General features: G+C 47.6%; 26 protein-coding genes and 4 tRNA genes. 15 read left to right on the plus strand and 15 right to left on the minus strand.

The window, feature by feature from the left end:
* Positions 1-12: 12 nt before the first annotated feature.
* Together LRP50_RS02090 and LRP50_RS02095 are read right to left on the minus strand one after the other, a co-directional pair.
* The gene (locus tag LRP50_RS02090; RefSeq protein ID WP_274162849.1) at positions 13-1,128 is read right to left on the minus strand and encodes a PilT/PilU family type 4a pilus ATPase; all 1,116 of its coding nucleotides are present in this window, start codon (positions 1,126-1,128) and stop codon (positions 13-15) included.
* A gap of 2 nt (positions 1,129-1,130) precedes the next feature.
* Positions 1,131-2,168, minus strand: a complete 1,038-nt coding sequence (locus tag LRP50_RS02095) for a type IV pilus twitching motility protein PilT (protein WP_274162850.1) — start codon at positions 2,166-2,168, stop codon at positions 1,131-1,133.
* A gap of 26 nt (positions 2,169-2,194) precedes the next feature.
* On the opposite strand from LRP50_RS02095, the gene LRP50_RS02100 reads away from it, so the two are divergent.
* The 8 genes from LRP50_RS02100 (at position 2,195) to LRP50_RS02135 (ending at position 9,121) form a co-directional block, all read left to right on the plus strand.
* Positions 2,195-2,905, plus strand: coding sequence for a YggS family pyridoxal phosphate-dependent enzyme (locus tag LRP50_RS02100; protein WP_274162851.1), 711 nt, complete (start codon positions 2,195-2,197; stop codon positions 2,903-2,905).
* 62 nt (positions 2,906-2,967) lie between these two features.
* Positions 2,968-3,786, plus strand: coding sequence for a pyrroline-5-carboxylate reductase (proC, locus tag LRP50_RS02105; RefSeq protein WP_274162852.1), 819 nt, complete (start codon positions 2,968-2,970; stop codon positions 3,784-3,786).
* Between the two features lie 9 nt (positions 3,787-3,795).
* Positions 3,796-4,365 (plus strand): YggT family protein, encoded by a 570-nt coding sequence (locus tag LRP50_RS02110; RefSeq protein ID WP_274162853.1) that lies wholly within the window; start codon positions 3,796-3,798, stop codon positions 4,363-4,365.
* Between the two features lie 3 nt (positions 4,366-4,368).
* Complete coding sequence (gene yggU / locus LRP50_RS02115) at positions 4,369-4,683, plus strand: DUF167 family protein YggU (protein WP_274162854.1); 315 nt, start codon at positions 4,369-4,371, stop codon at positions 4,681-4,683.
* Positions 4,684-4,736: 53 nt separating this feature from the next.
* Positions 4,737-5,174 (plus strand): DUF4426 domain-containing protein, encoded by a 438-nt coding sequence (locus LRP50_RS02120; protein ID WP_274162855.1) that lies wholly within the window; start codon positions 4,737-4,739, stop codon positions 5,172-5,174.
* Between the two features lie 148 nt (positions 5,175-5,322).
* Entirely contained in the window at positions 5,323-5,922 is a 600-nt protein-coding gene (gene rdgB / locus LRP50_RS02125) for an RdgB/HAM1 family non-canonical purine NTP pyrophosphatase (protein WP_274162856.1), read from the plus strand.
* A 5-nt stretch (positions 5,923-5,927) separates the two neighbouring features.
* Positions 5,928-7,079, plus strand: a complete 1,152-nt coding sequence (hemW, locus tag LRP50_RS02130) for a radical SAM family heme chaperone HemW (protein ID WP_274162857.1) — start codon at positions 5,928-5,930, stop codon at positions 7,077-7,079.
* Positions 7,080-7,147: 68 nt separating this feature from the next.
* Complete coding sequence (locus LRP50_RS02135) at positions 7,148-9,121, plus strand: DUF3857 domain-containing transglutaminase family protein (protein ID WP_274162858.1); 1,974 nt, start codon at positions 7,148-7,150, stop codon at positions 9,119-9,121.
* A gap of 118 nt (positions 9,122-9,239) precedes the next feature.
* Here LRP50_RS02135 and LRP50_RS02140 read toward each other — a convergent pair whose 3' ends face one another.
* The 3 genes from LRP50_RS02140 to trmB form a co-directional block, all read right to left on the minus strand.
* Positions 9,240-10,001: a DUF2884 family protein gene (locus LRP50_RS02140; RefSeq protein WP_274162859.1), complete on the minus strand. Its 762-nt coding sequence runs from the start codon at positions 9,999-10,001 to the stop codon at positions 9,240-9,242.
* A gap of 56 nt (positions 10,002-10,057) precedes the next feature.
* Entirely contained in the window at positions 10,058-10,978 is a 921-nt protein-coding gene (glsB, locus tag LRP50_RS02145; RefSeq protein ID WP_274162860.1) for a glutaminase B, read from the minus strand.
* A gap of 104 nt (positions 10,979-11,082) precedes the next feature.
* Complete coding sequence (gene trmB / locus LRP50_RS02150; protein ID WP_017012210.1) at positions 11,083-11,799, minus strand: tRNA (guanosine(46)-N7)-methyltransferase TrmB; 717 nt, start codon at positions 11,797-11,799, stop codon at positions 11,083-11,085.
* A 321-nt stretch (positions 11,800-12,120) separates the two neighbouring features.
* On the opposite strand from trmB, the gene mutY reads away from it, so the two are divergent.
* From mutY to LRP50_RS02185, 7 genes are all read left to right on the plus strand, one after another.
* Complete coding sequence (mutY, locus tag LRP50_RS02155; RefSeq protein ID WP_274162861.1) at positions 12,121-13,212, plus strand: A/G-specific adenine glycosylase; 1,092 nt, start codon at positions 12,121-12,123, stop codon at positions 13,210-13,212.
* Positions 13,213-13,228: 16 nt separating this feature from the next.
* The gene (locus LRP50_RS02160) at positions 13,229-13,501 is read left to right on the plus strand and encodes an oxidative damage protection protein (RefSeq protein WP_028023027.1); all 273 of its coding nucleotides are present in this window, start codon (positions 13,229-13,231) and stop codon (positions 13,499-13,501) included.
* A gap of 91 nt (positions 13,502-13,592) precedes the next feature.
* Positions 13,593-14,735, plus strand: a complete 1,143-nt coding sequence (gene mltC / locus LRP50_RS02165) for a membrane-bound lytic murein transglycosylase MltC (RefSeq protein WP_274163010.1) — start codon at positions 13,593-13,595, stop codon at positions 14,733-14,735.
* Between the two features lie 136 nt (positions 14,736-14,871).
* Positions 14,872-14,947 (plus strand) — tRNA-Phe (locus LRP50_RS02170).
* Positions 14,948-14,994: 47 nt separating this feature from the next.
* Positions 14,995-15,070: transfer RNA gene (locus LRP50_RS02175), tRNA-Thr, on the plus strand.
* A 36-nt stretch (positions 15,071-15,106) separates the two neighbouring features.
* Positions 15,107-15,182, plus strand: a tRNA-Phe gene (locus tag LRP50_RS02180).
* 53 nt (positions 15,183-15,235) lie between these two features.
* Positions 15,236-15,311 (plus strand) — tRNA-Asn (locus tag LRP50_RS02185).
* Between the two features lie 270 nt (positions 15,312-15,581).
* Here the strand turns inward: LRP50_RS02185 and LRP50_RS02190 are convergent.
* From LRP50_RS02190 to LRP50_RS02235, 10 genes are read right to left on the minus strand one after another with little or no spacing between them, the layout of a single operon-like run.
* Entirely contained in the window at positions 15,582-17,279 is a 1,698-nt protein-coding gene (locus tag LRP50_RS02190) for a SpoIIE family protein phosphatase (RefSeq protein WP_274162862.1), read from the minus strand.
* A 44-nt stretch (positions 17,280-17,323) separates the two neighbouring features.
* Positions 17,324-17,623: an STAS domain-containing protein gene (locus LRP50_RS02195; RefSeq protein WP_274162863.1), complete on the minus strand. Its 300-nt coding sequence runs from the start codon at positions 17,621-17,623 to the stop codon at positions 17,324-17,326.
* Between the two features lie 8 nt (positions 17,624-17,631).
* Positions 17,632-18,798 (minus strand): methyl-accepting chemotaxis protein, encoded by a 1,167-nt coding sequence (locus LRP50_RS02200; RefSeq protein WP_274162864.1) that lies wholly within the window; start codon positions 18,796-18,798, stop codon positions 17,632-17,634.
* Entirely contained in the window at positions 18,791-19,834 is a 1,044-nt protein-coding gene (locus tag LRP50_RS02205) for a protein-glutamate methylesterase/protein-glutamine glutaminase (RefSeq protein ID WP_274162865.1), read from the minus strand. Before LRP50_RS02205 ends, LRP50_RS02200 begins: the two co-directional genes overlap by 8 nt.
* Positions 19,834-20,475 (minus strand): chemotaxis protein CheD, encoded by a 642-nt coding sequence (locus LRP50_RS02210; RefSeq protein ID WP_274162866.1) that lies wholly within the window; start codon positions 20,473-20,475, stop codon positions 19,834-19,836. The genes LRP50_RS02205 and LRP50_RS02210 overlap by 1 nt, the downstream gene beginning before the upstream one ends.
* Before the next feature lie 44 nt (positions 20,476-20,519).
* Entirely contained in the window at positions 20,520-21,371 is an 852-nt protein-coding gene (locus LRP50_RS02215; protein ID WP_274162867.1) for a CheR family methyltransferase, read from the minus strand.
* Between the two features lie 2 nt (positions 21,372-21,373).
* Positions 21,374-23,764, minus strand: a complete 2,391-nt coding sequence (gene aer2 / locus LRP50_RS02220) for an aerotaxis transducer Aer2 (protein WP_274162868.1) — start codon at positions 23,762-23,764, stop codon at positions 21,374-21,376.
* Positions 23,765-23,769: 5 nt separating this feature from the next.
* On the minus strand, positions 23,770-24,243 hold the full coding sequence (locus LRP50_RS02225; RefSeq protein WP_274162869.1) for a chemotaxis protein CheW: 474 nt from the start codon (positions 24,241-24,243) through the stop codon (positions 23,770-23,772).
* 9 nt (positions 24,244-24,252) lie between these two features.
* Positions 24,253-24,753: a chemotaxis protein CheW gene (locus tag LRP50_RS02230; protein ID WP_274162870.1), complete on the minus strand. Its 501-nt coding sequence runs from the start codon at positions 24,751-24,753 to the stop codon at positions 24,253-24,255.
* 9 nt (positions 24,754-24,762) lie between these two features.
* Positions 24,763-26,835: a chemotaxis protein CheA gene (locus LRP50_RS02235; protein ID WP_274162871.1), complete on the minus strand. Its 2,073-nt coding sequence runs from the start codon at positions 26,833-26,835 to the stop codon at positions 24,763-24,765.
* Positions 26,836-26,841 lie beyond the last annotated feature (6 nt).

Below are 26,841 nucleotides of genomic sequence, written 5' to 3' on the forward strand. Positions count from 1 at the left end.
TTTTTTATTTCGTTATCGTCCTTCGATACTGACATCTGCCAGCGATAAAGAACCGTCAGATTGCTCTGCCATTTTCATCATCAGCTTCAATTCATTGCGTGAATCAGCATGATGCAGCGCTTCTTCTTGAGACACCTTACCGGCCTGATACAGCGCAAACAGTGATTGGTCAAAGGTACACATACCCGCGTTTTCACCTCGGCTAATGCTGGCCTTCAATTCATGCAACTCTCCGCGACGAATAAGATCCGATACATGCGATGTGTTCAGCAGCAATTCATAAGCGCCATGACGCCCGACTCCACTAATATCTGGCACCAATTGTTGGGCAAGTACACCACGAAGGTTCAGCGACAAATCAAACAAGAACTGCTCACGGCGCTCTTTCGGCACCAAATGCAACACACGCTCTAGCGCTTGGTTCGCGTTGTTAGCGTGAAGGGTTGCGATACACAGATGCCCTGTTTCAGCAAACTGCATCGCGTACTCCATGGTTTCTCGGGTACGAATTTCACCAATCATGATCATGTCTGGTGCCTGACGCAGCGAGTTTTTCAGCGCCACGTCATAGCTTTCGGTATCAATACCGATCTCACGTTGGGTCACAATGCACTTATTGTGTGGGTGAATAAACTCAATAGGGTCCTCAACCGTCAGAATGTGCCCACTGCGGTGGGTATTTCGAAAACCCACCATCGCTGCCATCGACGTCGATTTCCCCGACCCCGTTGCCCCAACAATCAACACCAAACCACGTTTGGCGATCGACAAATCCTGAATAACATCCGGTAAACCCAATGAGTGGATATCAGGAATATTTGTTTCGATACGACGCATGACCATGCCCGGTAAATCTCGTTGCCAGAAAGCACTGACACGAAAACGGCCCGTCTCTGTCACCAACGCAAAATTGGCTTCCCGCTCTGTGATGAACTTCTGGTAAGTGTCTGCGTCCATGGCTTGTTTAATCAGCCCATTAACGCCAGCCTCATCCAATTTATCGCCCACTGGCTTCAAACTGCCATCAACACGAAGCATGCAAGATGCCCCAACCGTGATGTAACAATCCGACGCACGTCGCGTGAGCATTTCATCGAGCAATTCAAAGAGCGGTGCTTTTGCTGTCATCCTTAAAATCCTGTCCCTGCACTATCCAGTGCCTTGTTAGCTTCTTGACTGTCTATCACGCCTTGCATCATTAGATTGCGCAGTGCTTGCTCCATGGTTTGCATGCCCATGCCCGAGCCTGTTTGAATCATCGAATACATCTGTGCCACTTTATCTTCACGGATCAAGTTGCGAATCGCAGGCGTGGCGATCATCACCTCGTGTGCTGCCACACGGCCGCCCGTCACCTGCTTCAACAGTTTCTGTGATACCACCGCCCTTAAAGATTCTGACAACATCGAACGCACCATAGGTTTGTCTGCACCTGGGAACACATCAATGATCCGGTCTACTGTCTTCGCTGCACTGGAGGTGTGTAGCGTGCCAAACACCAGATGTCCTGTTTCAGCCGCGGTCAACGCCAAGCTAATGGTTTCTTGATCTCGCAGCTCACCCACCAAAATGACATCAGGGTCTTCACGGAGTGCGGAACGAAGTGCATTCTTAAATGAATGTGTATCGCGATGAACCTCTCGTTGGTTGATCAACGAGCTTTTTTGCTCATGAACAAACTCAATAGGATCTTCAATCGTGAGCACATGTCGATGCTGTTCACGATTAATTTTGTCTATCATTGCAGCTAGCGTCGTGGACTTCCCTGAACCTGTTGGCCCCGTCACTAACACCAAGCCTTTTTGGTAGTTCACAAATTGCTCGAAAACTGACGGCGCATTAATCGCGTCTAACGTCGGGATTTTAGATGGGATATTTCGAAAAACTGCCGCACAGCCACGGGATTGATGGAAGGCATTCACGCGAAAGCGGCCCACTGACGCAAGCTCAAACGAGAAATCAACTTCGAGGTTTTGTTCAAACTCTCGCTGCTGTGCGTCATTCATCACATCAAAGATAAGGCGATTCACATCATTGTGCTCAAGTGCAGGTAAGCTCAGCTTACGGACATCACCATCAACGCGGACCATTGGCGGCACACCCGCAGAAAGATGTAGATCTGAGGCATTATGCTTTACACTAAAGTCCAATAATTCAGTAATATCCATTAATACGTTTCCTCGCAGAATTAGCCATGTGTAGTATCAGACAAAACCTAGAGCAGGTCACCAGCCAAATAGACAATGCCGCACAAAAATGCGGGAGAGACGCCTCTGGCGTGCAATTGTTGGCGGTAAGTAAAACCAAGCCTATCGAGGCGATCGCCGAAGCTATCGAAGCAGGCCATCGTCAGTTTGGCGAAAACTATGTGCAAGAAGGGGTGGATAAGATTATTCATTTCCGCCCTCTTCAGCCCGATCTGGAGTGGCATTTCATCGGCCCAATCCAGTCTAATAAAACGCGTCCTATCGCTGAACACTTCGATTGGGTGCACTCGATTGATCGCAGTAAAGTGGCGCGTAGACTTAGCGAACAGCGCCCAAGTAACATGTTACCGCTGCAAGTGCTTATCCAAATCAATACCAGCGGCGAAGCGTCTAAATCTGGCACTGGTTTTGATGACGTTAGAGCATTGGCTGAAGAAATCGAAAGTATGCCGCATCTAACGCTTAGGGGATTAATGTGCATTCCCCAGCCAGAAGACAATTACGACGCGCAAATAGCCGCGTTTGCGCCACTGTCAGCCCTATTTGAAGAAATGAAAGCCAGTTATTCTCAGTTCGATACGCTATCGATGGGTATGAGTGGTGATATGGATGCCGCCATTGCGTCACAAAGTACCATGGTTCGAATTGGTACTGCGCTGTTTGGGGCAAGAGATTACAGCCAACGCGGTGAGAAATAACCGAGACGATACATTTCAGGTAAAGCCTTTCATGGCTTACCCGACAACGAGGAATTTATTTGATGGAACAACGTACCATTGCCTTTATTGGCGCAGGCAACATGGCTCGCTCAATCATTGCTGGCCTCATTCAGTCTGGATACCCCGCGTCTTTACTCACGGCAGTTAACCGTACCCCCGAAAAAAGCGCCGCCTTTCGTGATAGCTTTGGCATCAATGCCAATGAAGATGTGATTGAAAGCGCCAAGCAAGCTGATGTCGTCGTGTTAGGCGTTAAACCGCAAGGCATGGAAGAATTGCTCGCCAGTCTGAGCGACGTTGACTGGAGCAAAAAGCTCGCCATTTCAATCGCCGCAGGGATTTCCGTTGCACGCCTGTCTGACATGGCTGGCGCACCACTTAACCTTGTTCGTGTGATGCCTAACACACCTTCACTGGTTGGTGAGGGTATGTGCGGGCTTTATGCTCCAGAATCAGTATCAGAAGACGATCGCCTGTTTGCTGGTGATCTAATGCAAGCCGTCGGTAAAACTTGTTGGGTCAGCGACGAATCAGGTATCAATGGTATTATTGCTGCTGCAGGCAGTGCGCCAGCCTACTTCTTCCGATTTATGGAGGCCATGCAAGCGGAAGCAGAGCGACAAGGCTTTGATAAAAACACCGCACGTATTCTTGTGCAGCAGTCTGCACTTGGCGCAGCTAAAATGGTAGTTGCCAACCCAGACATTGAACTGGCAACCTTAAGAGAACAAGTGACCTCCAAAGGCGGGACAACGGCTGAGGCACTGAACGTATTTAATAACAACCAACTGTCAGAGACGGTAGCAGAAGCCATGCAGGCCGCTGTACGCCGCGCTGAAGAAATGGAATCGCTATTTTAGGGCTAATTTATGAACTCAATGAACTTCCTCGTTTCAACACTGTTCGACCTTTACATTATGGTAGTGTTGCTTCGAGTTTGGCTGCAGTGGGCACGTGCAGATTTTTATAACCCATTCAGTCAGTTTGTCGTTAAAGCGACCCAACCGGTCGTTGCGCCGCTGCGCCGCGTTATACCCTCAATAGGTACCTTTGACTTAGCGACGGTTCTGTTTGCTTATGTACTGTGTGTTGCCAAGTTCTTTGTCCTGCAGATGGTCGGTTCTGGCGGTATGCCGCCGTTTGATGCAACATACTTACTGATCGGCCTTATTGCTATGGTGAAAGCCGCAGGTGGCTTATTGTTCTGGGTATTGATTCTGCGCGCTATCTTGAGCTGGGTAAGCCAAGGTCGTAGCCCAATTGAATTTGTGATGGTCCAATTGACTGAGCCTTTGGTCGCACCAATCCGTCGTGTTCTGCCATCAATGGGCGGCCTAGATTTAAGCGTGCTTGTCCTGTTCATCGTCTTGCAGTTCTTGAACTTCTTTATCGGTGACCTATTGAGCCCTTACTTCGGCAACTTGTGGTTCGTACTGTAATTGATGAGCACACCACGCACTGCATGGCTGGATAACGAGGATTTAATCCTTAGATTGTATATCCAGCCTAAAGCAAGCCGTGACCAGTGGATGGGCATACATGGCGAGGAAATCAAACTCGCCATTACCGCCCCGCCTGTTGATGGTAAAGCCAACGCCCACCTCACCAAGTACCTGTCGAAACAATTCAAAGTCGCAAAAGGACTTATCGCGATAGAAAAAGGCGAGCTAGGCAGGCACAAGCAAGTCAGGGTAAAAAGCCCCGCCGTCTACCCTGATGCCATCAGTGATCTGATCCCCACACTATCCAGTAAGTAAATATTGAACGCACACCTGGTGGTGCGTTTATTCCATCAGACAAGGAACCTGTCATGAAGTCGCGCATTTTATTCCTTATCAGCACCGTGTTGATGCTGATGTCGCCGCTCTCCCACGCGGAACAGTTAAAAAATATTGGCTCGTTAGAGGTGCACTACTCAGCACTCAATGCCACCTTCATTCCGCCTGCCGTTGCTAAGAGCTATGGCATAAAACGCAGCAGTGCCAATGCACTGATCAACATTGCCATCCTCGATAAAAACCAAGCAGGCAAACCGGCTCTCACTGCGAACATCACAGGTAAGGCACGCAATCTACTTGGCACAACCAAACCCCTCACTTTTCGCGAAGTCCGTGAAGGCAAAGCTATCTACTATTTGGCAGAATTTCGCTTCGCTAACGAAGAAAAGCTTATCTTCGACATCGAGGTTCAAGCGCAAGGCAATCGCTCCGGCAAACTCTCCTTCCAACAGCAGTTCTATAGCGAATAGCGTGGTAGATGACACCACATCACATTCAGGTATGATGGCGCTCACATGAAGCGCCATTTTTATGGGTGGCGACCAGACGACAAATTGCGTTTGCTTCAGTGTCCCTTATAAAGGAATCAGCACGGGCAACGGCTTCAGGAGTACAATGATGAGCAAAGTGGTTCTCGCGACAGGCAATGCAGGAAAGGTCAAAGAAATGGCTGACCTTCTGCAAGATTTCGGCTTCAATGTGCTTGCACAGAGTGAATTCGGCATCAGTGACGCTGATGAAACTGGAACCACCTTCATTGAAAATGCCATCATCAAAGCACGTCACGCAGCCAAAGAAACTGGCTTACCTGCGATTGCTGATGATTCAGGCCTAGAAGTCGACTTCCTTAACGGCGCACCCGGCGTTTACAGTGCGCGCTATGCAGGCGAAGGCAAAGGCGACCAAGCCAATATCGACAAACTTCTGGAGTGCATGGCTAACGCGCCCGATGGCCAACGCGGTGCGCGTTTTCATTGCGTATTAGTTTACATGCGCCACGCTAATGATCCGACGCCACTGGTGTGCCATGGCGTGTTTGAAGGTGAAATCACGCGTGAAGCGTCAGGCTCACATGGTTTTGGCTACGATCCAGTTTTCTACACCAAAGAACATGGCTGCACCTTGGCAAACCTTGAACCTGTAATCAAAAAACAAATATCACACCGTGGCCAAGCACTGACGAAACTGTTTGCAGCCATGCGTGACGAGAAGAAATAATCATCATGGCCGCTCAAATCCCATTAAGTCTTTATGTTCACATCCCTTGGTGCGTGCAAAAGTGCCCCTATTGCGATTTCAATTCGCACACACTGAAAGGGGAAATCCCAGAGCAAGATTACATTTCGGCATTGCTGGATGACTTGAAGCAAGATCTCGCCCGTTTTGAGGGACTGAGCGGACGTCACCTGCATTCCATCTTCATTGGTGGCGGTACGCCAAGCCTAATGTCGCCAGCAGAGATATCTCGCCTATTGGTCGGCATTGATGCACAAATTCCGTTTAAAAACGGCATTGAAATCACTATGGAGGCGAACCCCGGCACAGTGGAAGCTGACAAATTCATCGCTTATCGCAGTGTGGGTGTGAACCGTATCTCTATTGGAGTGCAAAGCTTTGACGACGCAAAACTCAAGCGTCTGGGACGAATTCATGGCTCAGGAGAAGCCAAGCGCGCGGCAACCTTGGCACATGAAGCGGGGTTAAACAGCTTTAACCTTGATTTGATGCACGGTCTGCCCGACCAAACCTTACAAAGTGCGTTGAGCGATCTCAAACAAGCCATTGAGCTCAATCCACCGCACCTCTCGTGGTATCAACTCACTATTGAGCCCAACACGCAATATTACTCAAAACCGCCTACGCTGCCTGATGACGACGATCTCTGGGATATTTTCGAGCAAGGCCACCAACTCCTGACTGACGCAGGTTATGTACAGTACGAGACGTCCGGTTACAGCAAGCCCAGCTATCAATGCCAACACAACCTGAACTACTGGCGTTTTGGGGATTATTTGGGCATTGGTTGTGGGGCGCATGGCAAGATCACAACACCCTCGGGAACCGTACAGCGCACAGTAAAAGTGAAACACCCGCGCGGTTATCTCGATCCTGAGAAAGAATACCTCAGCGAATTGCATATAGTGGAAGCAGATGAAATGCCGTTTGAGTTTTTCATGAACAGATTCCGCTTAGTGGAAGCTTGCCCGAAAGCAGATTTTTCTGCACGAACAGGCTTAACGCTGGATGTGATTGCCGAGCCGATTGCGAACGCTGTTGCCCAAGGGCTACTAAGCGAAACCGATACCCACTGGCAAGTTACCGCCAAAGGCCGTCTGTTCTTGAACGATCTTCTTTCCGCCTTCATCAACGAATGAAGGCAGCACGGTCGCTGTCTGATCCCTGATTGATTCGCCGTCAGGCAAAGCAAAGGACAGCGCTGTAGATGAAGACGTATCTGTTTGCCCTTACTATCGCTCTATGGTTACCACACACCGCTTTCGGATCACCGCACACTGCTCAAACACAACATGAGCAGTTTGCGCCTCTCCCTGATTGGGTGACTCCCATCGTGACACTCCCAACGTCCGATCCATCCGGTTATCATTACGATCAAGAGTTCTTATTGGTCGATAGACAACTGAACTTAGTCCCGAACACACCCGTTGAATACAAACGTTACACGACCAAAATCGTGTCTATAGAAGGGCTTGAGTCAGGCTCTCAAATCTCTATCGACTTTGATCCCAGCTATCAGAGAGTGGCGATTCATCGCTTAGAGATCGTGCGTAATGGTCAGATTATTGATCATAAAAATCATGCCAAAATATCGCAGTTCAAACGCGAAACTGACTTAGATTCCTTACTTTATAACGGTGATGAAACCTTGCACCTAGTACTTAGTGATGTGCAAGTGGGTGATATTCTCGATTACAGCTATACCATCACAGGTTTCAACCCCGTGTTTGGAAGTAATCGCGAGTGGTACATCAAGACAGGATGGGCAACCAGCGTAGCATTGGTTACTGCGAGAATTATGGTGCCAGAATCGAGCCCCATTTCTGTGACCAATTTGAATAATAAAGGGAAAGGCACGCTCAAAGAAACCACCCGCGGTAAAATGCGCGAATACAGTTACGAGGAAAACAATAGCTTGTATGACTTTGACGAGTCAGAGCAACCACCTTGGTTTAACCCCTACCCTTATTTGCATGTCTCAAGCTACAACTCATGGAAAGATGTGGTGGACTGGGCACTACCGCTGTATCAAGCATCACCAAGCGACAGCGATGTACAAGCACTGGCGCAAAAGATCGTGCAAACCTACCCAGATGATCTCGAACAACAAATGGTTGCCGCCATCCATTACGTGCAAAACAACATTCGTTATTTGGGCATAGAGAATGGCATTGGCTCTCATAAGCCTCGTCCACCGCAACAAACCCTGTCCCAAGGCTATGGGGATTGTAAAGACAAAGCCCTGCTGCTGGTCTCTGTGCTTGGCGCATTAGGTGTGACCGCCTATCCCGCATTAGTCGATACGTTCTGGCGCGATCAATTACCGCAACAGCCTACAGCGCCATACAGTTTTAACCATGTGATTGTACAGATAGAACACCAAGACAAACCGCTCTGGATTGATGCGACACGTACTCATCAAGGCAATCGTCTTGATACGTTGGCACAAGCCAATCTAGGTTATGCATTAGTGCTCGCCCCTCAGACTCAAGAACTTGAAGCCATGCCATCATCAAATGTGCCCGTGACGCAGGATGTTGAACAGCGCTATGTGGTTAATCATGCCAATCAACAGAGCTACCTCACGGTAACGACGACCTATCGTGGCCTTGAAGCAGAGCAATGGCGTCGTTATCTCGAATCCAAGCCATTGAAAGAACTGGGGGAAGAGTACGCCAATTACTATGCCGGAGACTTTGGTGGACTAGACTTTCTCCGCCCTTTGAGCGTGAAAGACGATCGCGATGCGAATGAAGTGATCATCAACGAAGCCTACGTCATCAATGAACTCTGGTCGAAATACGAAGATACCTATTCCTTCGTGATCTCTGGTGACATTGTTGATGACTACCTGATCAAGCCCGATCTTGTTCGACGAAAAACCCCATTCAGATATGGCTCGGAAGGCGCTATTCATCAGAAAATCACGCTCAGCCTGCCGGAATCATGGGATATCGATCAATCTGATCATGCTGTTAGCAGTCCCTATTTTGAGTTCAAAAGCTCGCTAAAAACCGTGTCCGGCCCGGGTGAGGCCTTACTGGATAAAACCTACGTGGAAGCAGATTATTACTACCGCGCTAAAAAGCGCCATGTCGACGCAAAAAATCTACGCCAATACATACGCCACGTAGACGATGCGTGGGACAACGTTGATTACGAGTTCAGCTACCGGCAGTAATCACCACGCTGTGTAACCACCGCGTTTGATGCATTCACGATCGCAACACATAAAAAACGCGAAGGACATGCCTTCGCGTTTCTTTATGTGTGAATTCCGCCGAAGTGCAGACGTCAAACTAGCGAATCGTCACCGTTTTCCAGTCAGACAATGCAGGGATCAATGAGGCAATTTCCGCCTCTTGCATTTGCCATTGCTCAAAACGGTCGCAGACTGCTTGCCGCGCGATTAACGTGCGATTGCGTTGCAGCTTCACTTCATCCGCGAGCTTATCTTGTAAGGTCGCCATTTTTTGAGAAATAAACTGCATCTTGTTGCTTTTTCCCTCGCTCAACAAGGCAATGTCCATCAAGCCTTGGCTGGCTACAGTCGCAATCAACTGTGGGATACTGGCTTCCACTTCGCGCACGACTAACGTCAATGCTTGGTGGTTGAGAACCGGCAAACTTTCAGGAGAATACAGCGATGTATTGACGCGGTCTTGTAGATACTGATGAAATTTTCCAATCTCCCCGCGCAACACGCTCTTTTCACCTAACTCAGCACTGATCACTCCATCCAACGCTAGCCAAGACGTGTGCAGCTCTTCCGTCAACGTGCGCCCAATGAACGGCAAATCGTTACGGATAATCTGGTTGTACTCAGTCAGAGAAGCTCTTTGGACATCACTCAATGAGATACGATGAATATCGTAGAAAAGGTTACCGGTGGCATCAATGCGGAACATGTCGTTATTTTTTTCAAACACGACGTTATCTGCATCGATAGCAAGGTTGCCATGAAGTTCTGGTTGGCAGGTTTCCGCTGAAGCAAAAAATGGCAACGTGGCCAAAATAAAACAAAAAACGCGTGATGCGTAAGTGTGGTTGTGACTACCCATATCCGCTCTCCATCTCGCCGGATGAATGAGTAACAAGGCAGCCACTCATTCAAGCGTTAGAAAATTGAACGTCCGATGCGCTCAGCCAGCATTTCTAATGCTGCTGTGCCTGCCAGCGAGTTGCCAGAGGGATCAAGCTCAGGTGACCATACCGCAATCGACATTTCACCCGGTACTATCGCCACAATCCCGCCACCGACACCCGACTTCCCGGGCATACCAACTCGGTAAGCAAACTCGCCTGCACCATCGTACAAACCACAGGTCGCCAATAGCGCATTAACCTGCTTACTCTGAGTCTGGCTGACAATTGTTTTTTCTGCGCCTAAAGGAAGTCCTTTGTTTGCCAGATAGTTAAATGTCTTTGCCAGATCGACACAGCTCATTCGAAGTGCGCAGTAATGAAAATAATTGGCCAGAACTGGCATTACATCGTTATCGAAATTACCAAATGCACGCATCAAATAGGCTATCGACGCGTTGCGATCACTGTGATCCATTTCCGAGTTCGCCACGATCTTGTCGTAACAAATATGAGGGTTGCCAGAGAGACGACGAACAAACTCCAGCATACGCTGACGCGGCGCAGATAAACGGCTATAGAGCATATCGCACACCACCAAAGCGCCCGCATTGATAAATGGGTTACGGGGAATTCCCTTCTCCATCTCTAACTGGATCATCGAATTAAACGCCTGACCAGACGGCTCTTTTCCCACGCGTTGCCACAGCTCTTCTTGGCTATAGTTTTGAAGCGCTAACGTGAGGCTTAACACCTTAGAGATAGATTGAATAGAGAACGCTTCTTGCGCATCCCCCGCAGTGATGATTTCGCCGTCGTTATAACAAACGGCAATGCCTAATTTATCCGCTGAGACACTCTCAAGTGCAGGGATATAATTGGCAACACGACCTTGTCCAATTAATGGGCGAACTTCTTCTAGGATCTCGCTCAACAGCTCTGGGCTTGGTTTCATCACTATCTCCAGTGGTCAAAAAAGCCAACGCGAGGTTGGCTTCAAGTCATTCTTCGACGGACACTTTACAGTGTCACGACGCGAATAAAGGTATGAGTTTTTTATTATTCTGTGCGGGCGTATTTCATGTCCCAAACACCGTGACCTAAACGGTGACCACGCGCTTCGAATTTCGTCAAAGGGCGATCATCTGGGCGAGGAATATACGAACCGTCAGTCGCCGTGTTTTTGTAACCTGGCGCCACGTCCATCACTTCTACCATATGCTCTGCATAGTTTTCCCAGTCAGTCGCCATATGGAAAATACCGCCAATTTTTAGCTTATCACGCAGCATTTGAACGAATTCAGGCTGAACGATACGGCGTTTATGGTGACGCGCTTTATGCCAAGGGTCAGGGAAGAACAGTTGGACGGTTTCTAGGCTTGCCACAGGGAGCATGTGCTCGAACACTTCTACCGCATCGTGACACATCACGCGCAAGTTAGTGACGCCAGCATCACGTGCAGCCATCAAGCATGCACCCACACCTGGGCTGTGTACTTCAATGCCCACAAAGTTTTTTTCTGGCGCATTCTTTGCCATTTCAACCAGCGAGGCACCCATACCAAAACCGATTTCGAGGACTACTGGATTGTTGTTGCCGAAAACCTCAGCCCAATCTAGTTGTTTCTCTTCGAAATCAATACCCATGGTTGGCCAGCAATCATTCATTGCTTGCTCTTGGCCTTTGGTCAAACGACCTTCGCGGCGTACAAAGCTTCTGATTCTGCGAAGAATTTTTCCGTCTTCGGTCAATTCGGTTTTGGTAACTTCAGTCATTCTCTATGCCTGTAACTCAGTAACGAAGAAAAGTTAAGCGGATCGCGCATTATCCAAAGATCGAGCAAGTGTGCAAGCCTGATCATTGGGCGGCACGTATCTTACCTGAGATGCCCACAAGTTTGCGGCCTTTTTCTGCACAGACTTATTATACCCAAACAACCTCAAGGTGCTTGTTCAGCGAGAATTTGTTGGCTGGCAGGCGCGGCGCTGAAATGAGAAGCTCTGAATCCTGCATCTTGAGGTTATTTGGGTATAGACTGTTGTACGAGCAATCTCGTGGGCAACGCCCCCAATAAAGATAACAAAAGAGCGAGCAAAGTGAGTCAGTCCTTTTCCGATGCAATCTTGGCCTGGTATGACAAATATGGCCGTAAAACCTTACCGTGGCAGCAAGAAAAAACACCGTATAAGGTGTGGCTGTCCGAAATCATGTTGCAGCAAACCCAAGTTGCGACGGTGATTCCTTATTTCGAGCGCTTCATGGCGCGCTTCCCAACCGTTGTCGATCTGGCAAACGCAGAACTCGATGAGGTACTCCACTTATGGACAGGGCTTGGCTACTACGCCCGCGCCCGCAATCTCCATAAAGCGGCACAGGAAATTGCCAATACTTACCAAGGTGAATTCCCAACCAACATTGAAGATGTCCTTGCCCTACCCGGTATTGGCCGCTCAACAGCAGGCGCTGTACTTTCGCTTTCACTCGGGCAGCACCATCCGATCTTGGACGGTAACGTGAAGCGCACATTATCACGCCATTTCGCCGTTGAAGGCTGGCCGGGGAAAAAGCCTGTTGAGAACCAACTCTGGGCACTCGCCGAGCAGCATACTCCGGAGGAAGGCGTGCAACGCTTTAATCAAGCAATGATGGACATGGGCGCCATGGTCTGTACGCGCAGCAAACCCAAGTGCGAGATTTGCCCTGTGAATTATAGCTGTGACGCCAATGCCTTAGGCCGCCAATCTGACTTCCCGGGAAAGAAACCCAAAAAGACCATTCCAGAAAAAGAAACCTGCTTTGTGTTGTTTCAATATGAAGATCAGATTTGGCTAGAACAACGCCCACCAGCAGGATTGTGGGGAGGCTTATGGTGCCTACCGGAGACAAAAGAAAGCGATGCAAACACCTTCATTGACGGTAAATTGCAACGCGGTGAATTTGACACGCCAGAGCAACTTACCGCATTTCGCCACACGTTTAGCCATTTTCACTTAGATATAGTGCCTATTCGCGTTAAATTACAAAGTAAGCCCAGTAATATTGGGGAGAACGGGATCATGGAAGGACAAGGCGGCCTTTGGTATAACTTATCCCAACCAGCAAAAGTTGGGCTTGCTGCCCCAGTGCAGAAGTTACTAGAAAGCCTAACACGAGAATTTCAGACTTCGGCAAGTGCCGAGAAATCATAATATTTGGAGCTTAATGATGAGCCGTACCGTTTTTTGTGAGCGTTTAAAGAAAGACGCGGAAGGGTTAGATTTTCAATTGTACCCAGGTGACCTAGGCAAACGTATTTTTGACAACATTTCGAAAGAAGCGTGGGCCCAATGGCAAAGCAAGCAAACCATGCTGATCAACGAAAAGAAGCTCAACATGATGGAACCCGATCACCGCAAATTGCTTGAAGAAGAAATGGTGAAATACCTCTTCGAGGGTCACGATACTGTGATCGAGGGCTACACCCCGCCTTCTGAGTAAGACTCTTACCTCACAATTTCACATCAACACTTTGTAAATTAAAGCATCCTGATTACGCTGATCATGGATGCTTTTTCACTGTATGGTACCCATGAAACCTCTTCGCCTACTCAGTTGTCTACTGATCGTTTTTTCACTCTCGGGTTGTAGCCGAGAAATGGTGGAAGCCATTTACTCTGTTGATTATGAAACCACGAATCGATTTGCCAAAAACCTTGCGCCACTTCCAGGTCAGTTTGAAAAAGATCTTGCTGCCCTCGACACGCTGATCAGCGGCTTTACCGGTGATATTCAAGTACGCTGGGGGGAAAACGAAGTTTACGTAGCGGGCAAAAGTGACTACGTAAAATACACAGATAACTACCTCAGTCGCGCCCGTGTTGATTTTGCGAATGGACTTGTGACCATTGAAACGGTCGCGACCACAGAACCCAAACAGCACCTCAAGCAAGCCATCATCACCACCTTGCTGACACCGAATGACCCTGCTTCCGTGGATTTGTACTCTGCTGCCGACGTTCCGCAAGAAGGACGCCCCTTCTTGCAGGGACAAATCCTTGATCAGGACGGCAAAGAAATTGCGTGGGAGTGGCGGGCTAGCCGATATGCAGAGCATTTGATTAATACTGACATCAAAACCAAATCATTGCGTTTTCAAAAAGTCTTCTATGTGCAGATCCCTATGGTATCTGACCACTCCAGCAAAAGACGTTATCAGTATGCGGATTTGATTCGTAAGTCCTCACGTCAATATGGCATCTCGGAGGAGTTGATTTATTCCATCATCAAAACCGAAAGCAGTTTTAACCCTTATGCCGTGAGTTGGGCGAATGCCTACGGCTTGATGCAAGTCGTTCCTAAAACGGCGGGACGTGATGTGTTTAAGCTTGTGAAAAAACGTTCTGGTGAGCCGAGCCCTGAATACTTATTCGACCCAGCTCGAAATATTGATGCGGGCACCGCATATTTCTATATTTTGAAAACACGATACTTAAAAGATGTCCGCGATCCGCTGTCAAAACACTACAGCATGATCTCTGCGTACAATGGCGGAGCTGGGAATGTACTTAAAACATTTCATCGTTCAGACCGAAAACGTGCCATGAATGATTTAAATAGCTTAAAACCCAATCAAGTTTACTGGGCTTTAACCAATAAACACCCGTCTTCAGAGTCACGGCGCTATCTTCAGAAGGTCACTAACTTCCAAAAAGAATTTCGTTCCATGCAATAAAACCGAGGGGAAAACCATAAAGTCAGTGCGTTTTTAATTCAAAATGGCGAAAAAGACATCAAACAGTCTTATTTGACGTTTTTTTTATAAAAAGGTGTTGACGGAAACCCTGAAAATCCGTTTAATGCACCCCGTTGCCTCGATAGCTCAGTCGGTAGAGCAGGGGATTGAAAATCCCCGTGTCGGTGGTTCGATTCCGCCTCGAGGCACCATATTTAGTGAGATGGTGTTAAGTACGCAACGTTTCCAAGGTTTGTGTGCCGGCTTAGCTCAGTTGGTAGAGCAACTGACTTGTAATCAGTAGGTCACCAGTTCGACTCCGGTAGCCGGCACCATTATTTTGATATTGAGTTAATGACTCTCTAATCAAAGCCTCGATAGCTCAGTCGGTAGAGCAGGGGATTGAAAATCCCCGTGTCGGTGGTTCGATTCCGCCTCGAGGCACCATTATTGCAAGAATGGTAATTGATTCAGCTTCGGCTAAATTGGTTCCTAGCAATTCCCCCTTAGTTCAGTTGGTAGAACGGCGGACTGTTAATCCGTATGTCGCAAGTTCAAGTCTTGCAGGGGGAGCCACTTTAAGAAAACCTAGTCTTCGGACTGGGTTTTTTTTCGTCTGTTGTTCAGTGCTCCGCACTGATTGTCGCAACCCTAGGCGGGCCCGTTAAGTCTTGCAGGGGGAGCCACTTTAAGAAACCTAGTCTTCGGACTGGTTTTTTTTTCGTCTGTTGTTCGGTGAGCAGCAGCGTTCGTTCGAGCAAGATCGAATGACACCGCCATCCCAATCAAAAAAGCCCAACCTTTCGATTGGGCTTATTGCTAGTCAAAGAACGCAAAAAATTTTCACTAGCACGAGAAGCTATTCTCCATTCCCGCAGCTAATTTGTATGTGCCTCTCGCAGTGCGGCCTTCGTCTTCATAGCAAAAGAACTCACAAAGCTCGGTGACTAGAGCAATCCCTCGACCGCTGGTCGCCAGCAACTCATCTAACGTACTGTCCGTATCCTCGATTAAAAAACCTTCCCCGTTATGGGTGATATAAAAACTCACCTCACGTTTAGCGGGATTAAACGAGATGCCAGCTTCTAAGTAAGCAAACTGATCGAGCGATTCAAGTCGAGATTGACGTTCCATGTAATAATCCAAAAATCCATCATCATCAGATTTCAGACTCGACTCGAGCCTCAGTAATCCGTGTTCGAGAGCGTTATTCGTCAATTCAGATAAAATGGTACACATCAAGTCCACATCAATGTTGCTTCCGAGCGTGCCTTTCAGCATGCGTCGGATTTCCCCAACCAAGTTCACTTTGCGTAACTCGGATGCGCCAAAGTAAACATTAAGCTGGGCAGGAGAGCGGCGATCATAGTAATCAATGTCTCCAGGTTGCTGTTCGACGCAGCTTTGTATAGGTGCAGTCAACTCCAACATCGACATGTCGTCGCCTACCCCGCCACCGCTGGTAAATTGCGTAATATGCTCTCGTGTTGCCTTAATGACGCTTTCATGTGGGGAGGATATCAACGCCTCGAGGCCCTCTTCTCCCAATTCTTGCCCTTTCGCATTGCGTGCTTCAATGACACCATCGGTAAAGAAAAATAATTTATCGCCATCCTCCAATTTCAACACAACAAGGTTGGCTTCAAACTCTTCAGAATCCATAGCACCCAGCGCCATGTGCGCGGAGGGTAAGCGTTGTTTTATTTCGCCCTGACGATCGACAATATAGCCATCAGGCATCCCACCTCCCCACCACTTTATCTCCAATCCATTGGCGGAAACTTCAAGTAAGTTAGCGGCGACTAGCATGCCTGGGGGCAGAAACGTCTTTAATGTCGAGTTCATTTCTTTAACGATATCGCCCAACGCAAAGCCATTCTTTGTCATAGCAAAAAAGGCTTTTGTAGCGGGAATGGACGAAATAGCAGCAGGTAAGCCATGACCGGTGGCATCTGCAAGTAACGCATAGATGCCGCCTTGAGGCCTTGGTGTAACGAGTACGACATCACCGTTAAAATTAGTGTAGGAGCTGGTATAAAACTCCACCCCCTCAGCATCTTGATAGCAGCCCTGCATTAAGTTGCTAAATATGGTTTCCGCCATAGTGTGCTCATAGAGGGTGTGAGCTTGAAAGTGCTTAAGTGCATCTCGCTGTACGGCAACCTCGTTGTACAAGCGCACGTTTCGACAATGAGCACGGATTTTCGCAACAATCGTGGTTCGACTTATCGGCTTTGTTAAAAAATCATCCCCCAACGTCATGCAACGATTAAACGCGTCGTTATCCGTTATGCCCGTTAGAAAGACGATTGGAAGGTATGCATCTTTATATCGTCGTCGGATCTGCTTCGCCGCCTCAAAGCCATCCATAACTGGCATCAACACATCCATGATCACGATATTCGGCAACTCTTCCATTGATTCCAACATATCGAGCGCCATTTGACCGTTGTCGGCAATCAATAGCTCATCGAATTCATCTCTGAGCACATGCTCGAGGAAGCATTGCAATGAAACTTCATCTTCAACGATAAGGACTTTCAATCGCGACCTCCCTGATTGATTCCAATCAACGTGAATACGTCTATTTATTCAATGATGAATTTTTTCTCAAAGCGCGCAATAACCAGCACTCGTTTAATTTGAGGCATGGTGTTCGTCAATCGAATATCGCCTTCTTTTTTATTCAGGAAGGTCTGCATATTTAACAGCATCCCAAGACCCGCACTGTCGATGTATTCAGTCCCGCGGAAATCGACTTCAATGTCTTTTCCTTGGCAGTCCTTATACGCATCGCGAAATTCCTGCACCACACTAAAATCAAACTGTCCGTTTACATGGATAACAACAGATTTTCCGTCATTTCTTTCTTCACGACTGATAGCCATACCGTCTCCTAAAACAGTTCAATGTCGCCTTCATCAGCTGACATTTGTTTTGCTGGGGCTCTATCCGCAGAGCCTGCGAGTTCTTCAATTTTATCCACTGCAGCATGCAGTGCGACCCAATCAACCTCATCCGAAGTTAAGCTCTCAGTGATCAGAGCATTGAGGTCTTCCAAAATATAGAGGTTATTGAGTACATGTTGCCCTTGCTGTGACACGATATCTGCGAATTGCAGCCCTTGAATACTTTTGGCCACCTCTCCACGAACCATTTCACCTTTTTCTGTCACCTTACCGATCTCTAGTGTGACTTCCTGATTGACCCCCTGAACCCCTTTCAATAACTGCTCGATTCGGGTTTTAGATTCAATGGAAGAGGTCATATCTAACGTCGCAATTTCTCCAACGATACTGTTAGTTTGCTTCACTGTGTCTTGGGCAAGATTGATGTCTTTGTGAATTTGGCTGTTTAAGGTGGATGCTCGGTTAGCAAGCTCTCTAACTTCTGAAGCAACCACCCCAAATCCTCGACCTAATTCTCCGGCTCTCGCCGCTTCAATCGCCGCATTTAGGGCTAAGAGGTTGGTTTGATCCGACATCGCTTGAACCTGATCAAGCAAGTTAAATACAGCCCCTAGTTTTTCCGACATATCGTGAATACAGTGAATCGCTGTAATGCTTTTTTCTGAGACTTTCACCAAGAGATCAATATATTGGTCGATTGCCTGCTCGGTTTCCGGCAACACTTTAGAGAGGTTAAACTCACTGTCTTCGTTATTTAGCAAGCCCCCCACCATATGGTTGGCCAATGTGGCCTGCTCACTCACCGCCCGCTCCATACCAAAGAAGCTGGAATTAAGGTTGTTAACAGAGTTGTTTATCACTTCCTGTTGTCGGTCTAACTGCTCTCTGATTGGGATCAGCTCAATGCTCAAAATGTTGTGGATTTTTTGCAAGACCGCCGTGGACTCAACTGACACCACATCATCGTCCAAAAGGGTTTCATGCCTATCGTTTGAAAGACTTCCCTCAGGCTTAGATCGCCACAAATACAGCACGCAGAGTATGACAATAGCCCCCGCCACGCTGCTCGAGAGCGTTTGCTGCAGATAAATGAGCACCGCACCTGCGGTAAGGGCTAAGAGAGCAACTAAGTTTCTAATTTTTGTATTAACCATAAACTTTACCCACTAAGTATGTGGCAATTTTATCCAGAGGCAATACCTGTTGGGCGGCTTCAATTTCAACGGCGGCGCGAGGCATACCCCAAACCACTGAACTGTTCTCATCTTGCGCAACAGTCAAAGCTCCGGTTTGACGCATTTCCAACATTCCTTGTGCGCCATCTCGTCCCATTCCAGTTAAAAGTACCGACAGCGAACGACCACCAGCGGCTTGAGCAACGGATGAGAACATCACATCAACAGAAGGCTTATGACGTTGAACAGGGTCGCTATCGCAGCGTGTGCTGTAATAGCAACCAGAGCGTTTAACAACTTTCAAATGAAAATCACCCGGTGCGACATAGACTCGACCACTCACCAATGGAGCCATATCAGTGGACAATTCCTCTACTTGTAAAGAGGAGGCTCGATTGAGTCGCTCAGCAAAGGATTTACTGAACACGGCTTTAATATGTTGGGTGATTACAATAGGTGGCATTTTTGCAGGTAGAGCTTCAAGGACGTGACGAATGGCTTCTGTCCCCCCCGTAGAAGCGCCAATAGCAATAATGTCGTAAGACGAACTCATGTTGCGACCAGATACGCTGATTTCTGACGCCAAGTTATGCACTGCGCCAGCTATGTTTGCGTTGGCCGCCATTTTTACTTTCTCGACCACCAGTTGGCGATAGTTACTCAATTCTGAGGCGACATTTTCTGTCGGCTTAGGGAAGTAATCGACAGCACCAATCTCCAACGCGGCCAACGTAGCCTCAGCACCATGTTGAGTGAGCGTTGATATCATGACGACTGGCATTGGATGGAGACGCATCAGATTACGAAGAAATTGAACACCATCCATTTTCGGCATCTCAATATCTAGCGTGATGACATCAGGTTTGAGTTTCTTAATTTTTTCTCTGGCTTCGTAAGGGTCGACTGCTAATCCCACGACTTCGAGGTGAGGATCTGAATTGATAACATCAGTGAGCAATGCTCTAAAAACTGCAGAGTCGTCAACAATCAGTACTCTATGTACCCGTTTTCCCATTAGAATAGCTCCGCACTATCGCCGTCATCACGTTTCGCTTCATTTGCCAGACGGCGTTTATAATTAGTTTCTTCCGCTTCAACTTCACCGCGGTATCCTCTGAGCTTCTTGACCCATGCTTTTCCTGTCATGGGATCAAATACGACTTTGCGTGGGAATTCAGAGCCTAGATCTTCTCCCACGATGTTTAAACCTTCGCTTTGAACATAGTTACGAATGAAAGCAATGTTCTTTTCACCAATATTGGCTTGCTTCCCCATGACAGTGCCACCACCAAACAACTTCACTCGTAGTCGGCTTTTTACCGCGCCTTGCTGGATCATGGTGTTGATAAGTAATTCCATGGCATAGTTGCCATAACGAGCCGCATTCGAACGCCACTGTGTTGGGTCCCACCCTTCAATGTTGTCTGAGTCGCCAAACGGCAACATAAAATGGTTCATGCCGCCTAACTCTATAAACGGATCCCATACACAAGCAGAAATACAGGAACCCAGACCTGTCGCAATCAGCTCGCGTTCTGAGGTGACGTACACCTCTCCCGGCTGAATTTTCACCATCATCATTTGCTTACCGGGGTGGAAAAAACGCCTTGCCCCTGCCCCAATGGGGCAGCCAGTAAGCTCGAGAATTTTATGCATACAAGGCTCTGTTCGCTGTTATTTCGAAGTTGCAGTGATCGCTTTTACGGTTTGCGAAACATGGTTTGACCAAGGTTCTCAAATCGACTGCCCATTTGTCCGATGCTTTCAGAGTGACCAATAAACAAAATGCCGCCACTGCCCAGCTTTTCCCAGAAACGATAGATAAGTTGTTGCTGCATATCTTTCTCAAAGTAAATCATTACATTGCGACAAAATATTGCGTCCAACGGGCCTTTGTGAGGCCACGCGGCAGTTAGGTTTAACTGCTTAAACGTAATGGCCTTACGCACAGAAGGCTTCACTTTCAGTAGTTCTTGCTTCTTCCCCTTACCGCGAATGAATCCGTGATGTAGCATCGCTGACGGAATAACTTTGCTTGCTTCAATACCATAGGTCCCATTTTGGGCCACTTCTAACACTTGGGTGTCTAAGTCTGTGGCCAAAATCTTGCAATCATGACTTGGGGTCAGTAAGCCGCTCGCTGCCAACGTCGATGCAATGGTATAAGGCTCTTCGCCCGTCGAGCACCCCGCAGACCAAATGCGAATCCGCTTTTGCTTTTGTCTCTGCCATTCCGGAACCATGGTGTTGGTCATAAAGTCAAAATGGTGCTTTTCTCTGAAGAACTGCGTTTTGTTTGTCGTTAAGGAATTAACAAAAGCCACTCTCTCATCTAAATCACTATTCACCAGAGCAAAATAGGCATGAAAGCTGTCTAATCCGGTACGACGCAATCGCCTTGCAAGCCGTCCGTACACCATTGAGGTTTTACGCTCAGAGAGAGAAATACCCGTTTCTCTGAGCATAAACTCCTGAATATATTTGAAGTCATTGTCCGTGAATTCGAACTCACGTTGCTCTTCAATTTTACCCAGCGCCTCAATTGCACTCACGGTTAGAATTCCTCCCAATCATCGTCAGAATCCGTGGCGGACATGGGCGATCCATTGGCCACTTTTTTCACTGCAGGGGCGGAAGAGGGTGTTGACCGACTCGGTGAAGACGGCGTTTGCTGGAAGCTTTTCACAGGCACCGAGTTCGGGTTGTTTAGTCCTGTACGCGAACCGTCAACTCGGAAGAAACCAATCAAGTTAAGTAATTCGCTGCCTTCGTCGCGAAGAGATTGACTTGCCGCAGAGGCTTCTTCAACTAAGGCTGCATTCTGCTGGGTCATCTCATCCATTTTGACGATGGCTTTCGATATTTCATCAATACCTGTTGCCTGCTCCTGACTGGCCGAGTTGATATTGCCAATCAAAGTAGACACCTCTCCGACAGCATCAACGATTTCGTTCAGCATCTCGCCAGACTCATCAACTAAGCGTGAACCTTCAGACACTTTCTCGACACTATCTTTAATAAGGTCTTTGATTTCTTTCGCCGCTCCTGCGCTTCGCTGGGCGAGATTTCGCACCTCCCCTGCAACCACGGCAAATCCACGCCCTTGCTCACCAGCACGAGCAGCTTCAACGGCAGCATTAAGTGCGAGAAGGTTAGTTTGGAACGCGATTTCATCGATCACACTAATGATGTCTGAAATGCGCTTACTCGCTTTGTTGATTTCACCCATGGCTGATACGGTTTGTTTGACCACATCCCCGCCTTTCTGTGCCTTGGTGCTAGCGTCTTGAGACAGACGATTGGCAGAATTTGCGCTTTCAGCATTTTGCTTCACGGTCGAGGTCATCTCTTCCATGCTCGCTGCGGTTTCTTCAAGGCTCGCTGCTTGCTCTTCCGTGCGCTCGCTAAGGTCGCTATTTCCTTCAGCAATTTCACCGGACGCTGTCGCGACTCGAGCTGATGACGCAGTGATCTTCTCAACCATGTCACGCAAATTGGTGATTGAGGTATTCACCGCATTGCTTAGCTCGGCAAAATCGCCTTTATAGTTATCAGGCATGTTGACTTTAAGATCACCCTCAGACACCTTGCTCATGACATCACGACAGTTGTTTAATGGTTCGACCATACTGTCTAGCAGGCCATTAATACCTTCACTAAGATTCGCCATGAAACCGCTATATTTGTTAGTGTCCATGCGCGAACCTAAACGCCCTTCTGAAGCATCTCGAATCAATCCTTCAACATCGCGCTGCCCTGCCATTTGTTGAGTAATGTCTTCCCACTGCAAGGCTGGGCCAATGAAGTTTCCTGAAGAGTCGTACATAGCAATGCAGGTAAGCGTAAATTCCAACCCACCCACTTTGATATTTGCGGTGTAAGGCAGCCGATCAGGGTTACTGATAATCGAACGCTGATGCGCTGGATTCTTGTGGAAAATATCCACATTTTTCCCTGTCAGGTTGTCAGCTTGAAAACCTGGGAAATGCTTGCGCAAATCGTCTTCGCGTTTACCCAGCAATTTTTTAAGTGCTGGATTATAATAGGTAATATTTCCATCTTTATCAGCCATCATGATATTGGTAGTCATACCCTCGACTGCCGATACAAGACGTCCAACTTCGATTTCACGATTACGCAACTCGGTAACATCACGCCACTCTAAGCTATTGCCAATGTACTGACCTTGGTCATTCACAATGGCCGCAACGTTGAGCTCAATGGTGAGGTCCGCGACGCTAATGTCGGTTTTATACGGAAGATTGGCAGGGTTATTCAGCAACTGACGTTGATGAGCGGGGTTCTTGTGAAACTCATCAATACAGCGACCCATTAACCAATCGCTGCTTGATGTGAACCCAGGCCACATTTGCTTGAATGAGCCTTCATGTTTCTGGAACAGTCTTAGTGTCTGTTCATTGATATAAGTGATGGTTAAGTCACGGTCAATCAGCACCATGGCGGTCAATGACTGATCAATAGCGGCACGAAGACGAGCACGTTCATTATCCGCCTGCAGTTTCTCGGTGACATCGTCCCATTCCAATGTATTACCGACATACTCGCCACTTGCATCAATCACCGCCCCCACGACCAAACGTAGAGAAACATCCTCCACTTTAATAACCGTTTCGTGTGGCAAATTAGCTGGGTTAGACAACATCTGTCGTTGGTGAGCAGGATTTTTGTGGAACAAATCGATACATGTTCCTTCGATCCAATCCTTTTCCGCACGGAAACTGGGCCACTTGGAGCGGAACAATTCTTCGTGCGTTTTAAGCAACTCCACTGATTTCTTGTTGACATAAAAGACCTTGAAGTCTCTATCAACCATCATCAATGCGGTCTGAGCAGTATCTAGCGCAGAGACAATGTGCGCCTTCAAGCCCAGATCTTCTTGTGTGCTTTCTGTGTCTGTTACCTTCTCTTTTTTCCACCAAGACATAATTGTTAATCCTCGCTAACCAGATCTGGCTGCGTTACTTCATGCAACACGTCGAAATCAAATAGTCGTTCTAATTGTATTAACACCACATGATTGCCACTGACTGAAGCGATCCCTTCGATGAATCGTTCGTCAATTTTCACAAAACTAGGTGCTGTTTTAATTTGACTCGCCGATAACTGATATACCTCAGCGACTGCATCGACAATTATTCCCAGTGATTGTCCCTGTTCATTTCTCACAATCACCACCACCGTCGTTTTACTCAATATCGACGGTGACATATTGAACCTTTGCCTGAGATCGATAATGGGAATGTACTCCCCTCTAAGTTCAAGCACGCCCAACAGATAACTTTCACTGTTGGGCAATTTTCTTATTTCTGACCAACCACGGACCTCTTTCACATCAAGGATATTCAGGCCATATTCTTCGTCATCGATCAAAAAGCTCAGATATTCCATCACCTCATCTGACATAGTGCCTCCTTAATGAACCAGTCCATCGATGCTGAGCAGTGCATCTACATCCAGTAAGCTCATCACCTGAGCATCCACGTTCAGCAATCCACTGACAAATGGCATGACCTGCGAGTCGCCGATTGGTGGGATTAAACTTTTATCACCCAGATCAATCACATCTGAAACGGCATCAACCACGACACCCATCATTCGGCTTCCTGCGGATTCACCTGCTTTTAAAATCAACACCACGGTTGTTGGTAGATACTCAACGACGCCGATATTGAACCGCACCCTCAAATCCATGATAGGAACGATCATGCCGCGCAGATTAATAACACCAAGAACAAACTCAGGTGAACGCGGTATCACTGTTGGCGGCTCCCAAACGCGGATCTCTTCCACCGCTTGGATGTCTACGCCGTAAAGTTCATGAGCCAAATCGAAACTTAGAAAGTCCGACCCTTGTAGGCGGTCTTGACCTTCATTGGGTTCGTCATTTGAGGCTGCTAGCGCTTGGTTCGTCATGCTCTTCTCCTAAGCCGCCACATGGCTGTTTGAATCAGCGACTCGGCTTAAAAATCCCGTCATCAAACCCTGTATATCCAGTATGAGAGACACAGAACCGTCACCTAGAATCGTGGCGCCAGACACACCATTGACACGGGTATAATTGGACTCGAGGCTTTTTATGACCACTTGCTGCTGGCCTAGCATTTCATCCAAAAGCAAGCCCACACGATTTCCACTGGCCTCCACCAAACAAAGCAGTTGTTTATCCAGCGTTCCAGACTCACCCAAACCAAACTCTTCTTTTAGCCGCAATATGGGAATGTTTTCATCACGGAGACGATAAAGTTCAACACCACCTGTCGCCACTTTCACACGCTCAGATTCAATCTGAATGGATTCAATAATTGAAATCAGTGGCACCACAAACACTTGGTCAGCGAGCTTGACCAGTTGCCCATCGAGAATCGCCAAAGTAAGCGGTAAGCTAATTCGAAAAACGCTGCCTACATTAGGTTCTGAATCCACTTCAATATGGCCGCCCAAGTCTTCTATATTGCGCTTCACCACATCCATGCCCACACCACGTCCAGAAACATCAGACACGATTTCTGCAGTCGAAAATCCTGGAGCAAAGATCAGGTTGTACACCTGATGGTTAGACAGGTCATCCAGTGAGGTATCTTGGTGCAACAAGCCTTTTTCGATGGCTTTTTTCCACACTCTTTCTTTATTCAACCCCGCACCATCATCTTTCACCTCGATGACAATAGAGCCACCTTGGTGATAGGCATACAGTGAGACTTTACCTGTTTCACTTTTTCCATTTGCGACGCGTGTTTCTGGCTGCTCCAAGCCATGATCCACAGCATTACGTACTAAGTGAACGAGCGGGTCGGTGATTCTTTCCAAAACAGTTTTATCAAGTTCGGTTTGTTCCCCCTCAATGACCAGCTCGACGTTTTTACCCAGCTGAGAAGACAAATCTCGTATCAGGCGAGGGAATCGATTGAACGCAAAACTGATTGGTAGCATGCGAATATTCAGCACGCTTTCTTGAAGTTCTTTGGTGTTTTGCAACAGTTGGTCAAGCCCAGCTTGAAGACGCTCAATTTTACTCTCAGAAAAGTTTTGACTGAGTTCGGTCAACATGGATTGAGTGATCACTAACTCACCCACGAGATTGATCAAGTTGTCGACTTTGTCTATCTCTACTCGAATAGAAGAAACCGCATCTGCTTTAGTTGCAGCTTGCTTTGCTGCGGGCTTACTGGCAACAGGAGGCTTAGGAGTTGTTGGTGCCACTTCTTCCGATGGTGGAGCGTCATCGACAGTAGTGACGTTTTGGCTACCTTCTTTTTCTGCACGCGATATATCGAGATCACAATCGTCTTCAACCCACTCAAAGATCTCTTCAATCAACGCCTTTTCAATGTGCCCTTCGACGGTGATACACCAAGTTAGGTAACACATTTCAGGCTCTAACTCACTGAATGTAGGCAGCACATCAACCAAACATTCGATCTGGCAATGAGCACCTAAATCAAAAAGCTCTCGAAGAATGCGGACAGGATCATTACCCGTAAAGAACATGTCTTTGTGCGGTTTAAACTGCACAATCCAATCGCCATCGCCATCGCTATCCGATGACGTCACGGCGTCTTCATTTTCTTGCGCGGCAGGTTCACTTTCAGCAGAGGCGGACGGCCCGTTTTGGAGCAACTTGTTCAGCTCATCCGTCAATGCATCTCTTAGGACGTGATCAAAGTCAGAATTTGTTTCATAAGCAACCAGCATGCTGTTGATGCAATCGCCACCTTTCAGCAAAAGGTCGATAGTACTGGCATCTAAACGACGCTTACCTTCCCTTGCTTCATCAAGCAATGTCTCCATGACATGTGTGAACTGACTTATCTCATTGAGGTTGAAGGTCGCGCCGCCCCCCTTAATAGAGTGAGCAGCCCGAAAGATGGTGTTAATAATATCGAGATCGATATCACCATCAGGATCGAGTGAAAGCAATTCTCTCTCAAGGATTTCAAGGTTCTCACGACACTCCTCATAGAAAATCCGACGCAGTTGGTCCATGTCCAAAGCCATAGTGGT

This window comes from Enterovibrio gelatinilyticus (genome assembly GCF_028683095.1).
Lineage (GTDB): Bacteria > Pseudomonadota > Gammaproteobacteria > Enterobacterales > Vibrionaceae > Enterovibrio > Enterovibrio gelatinilyticus.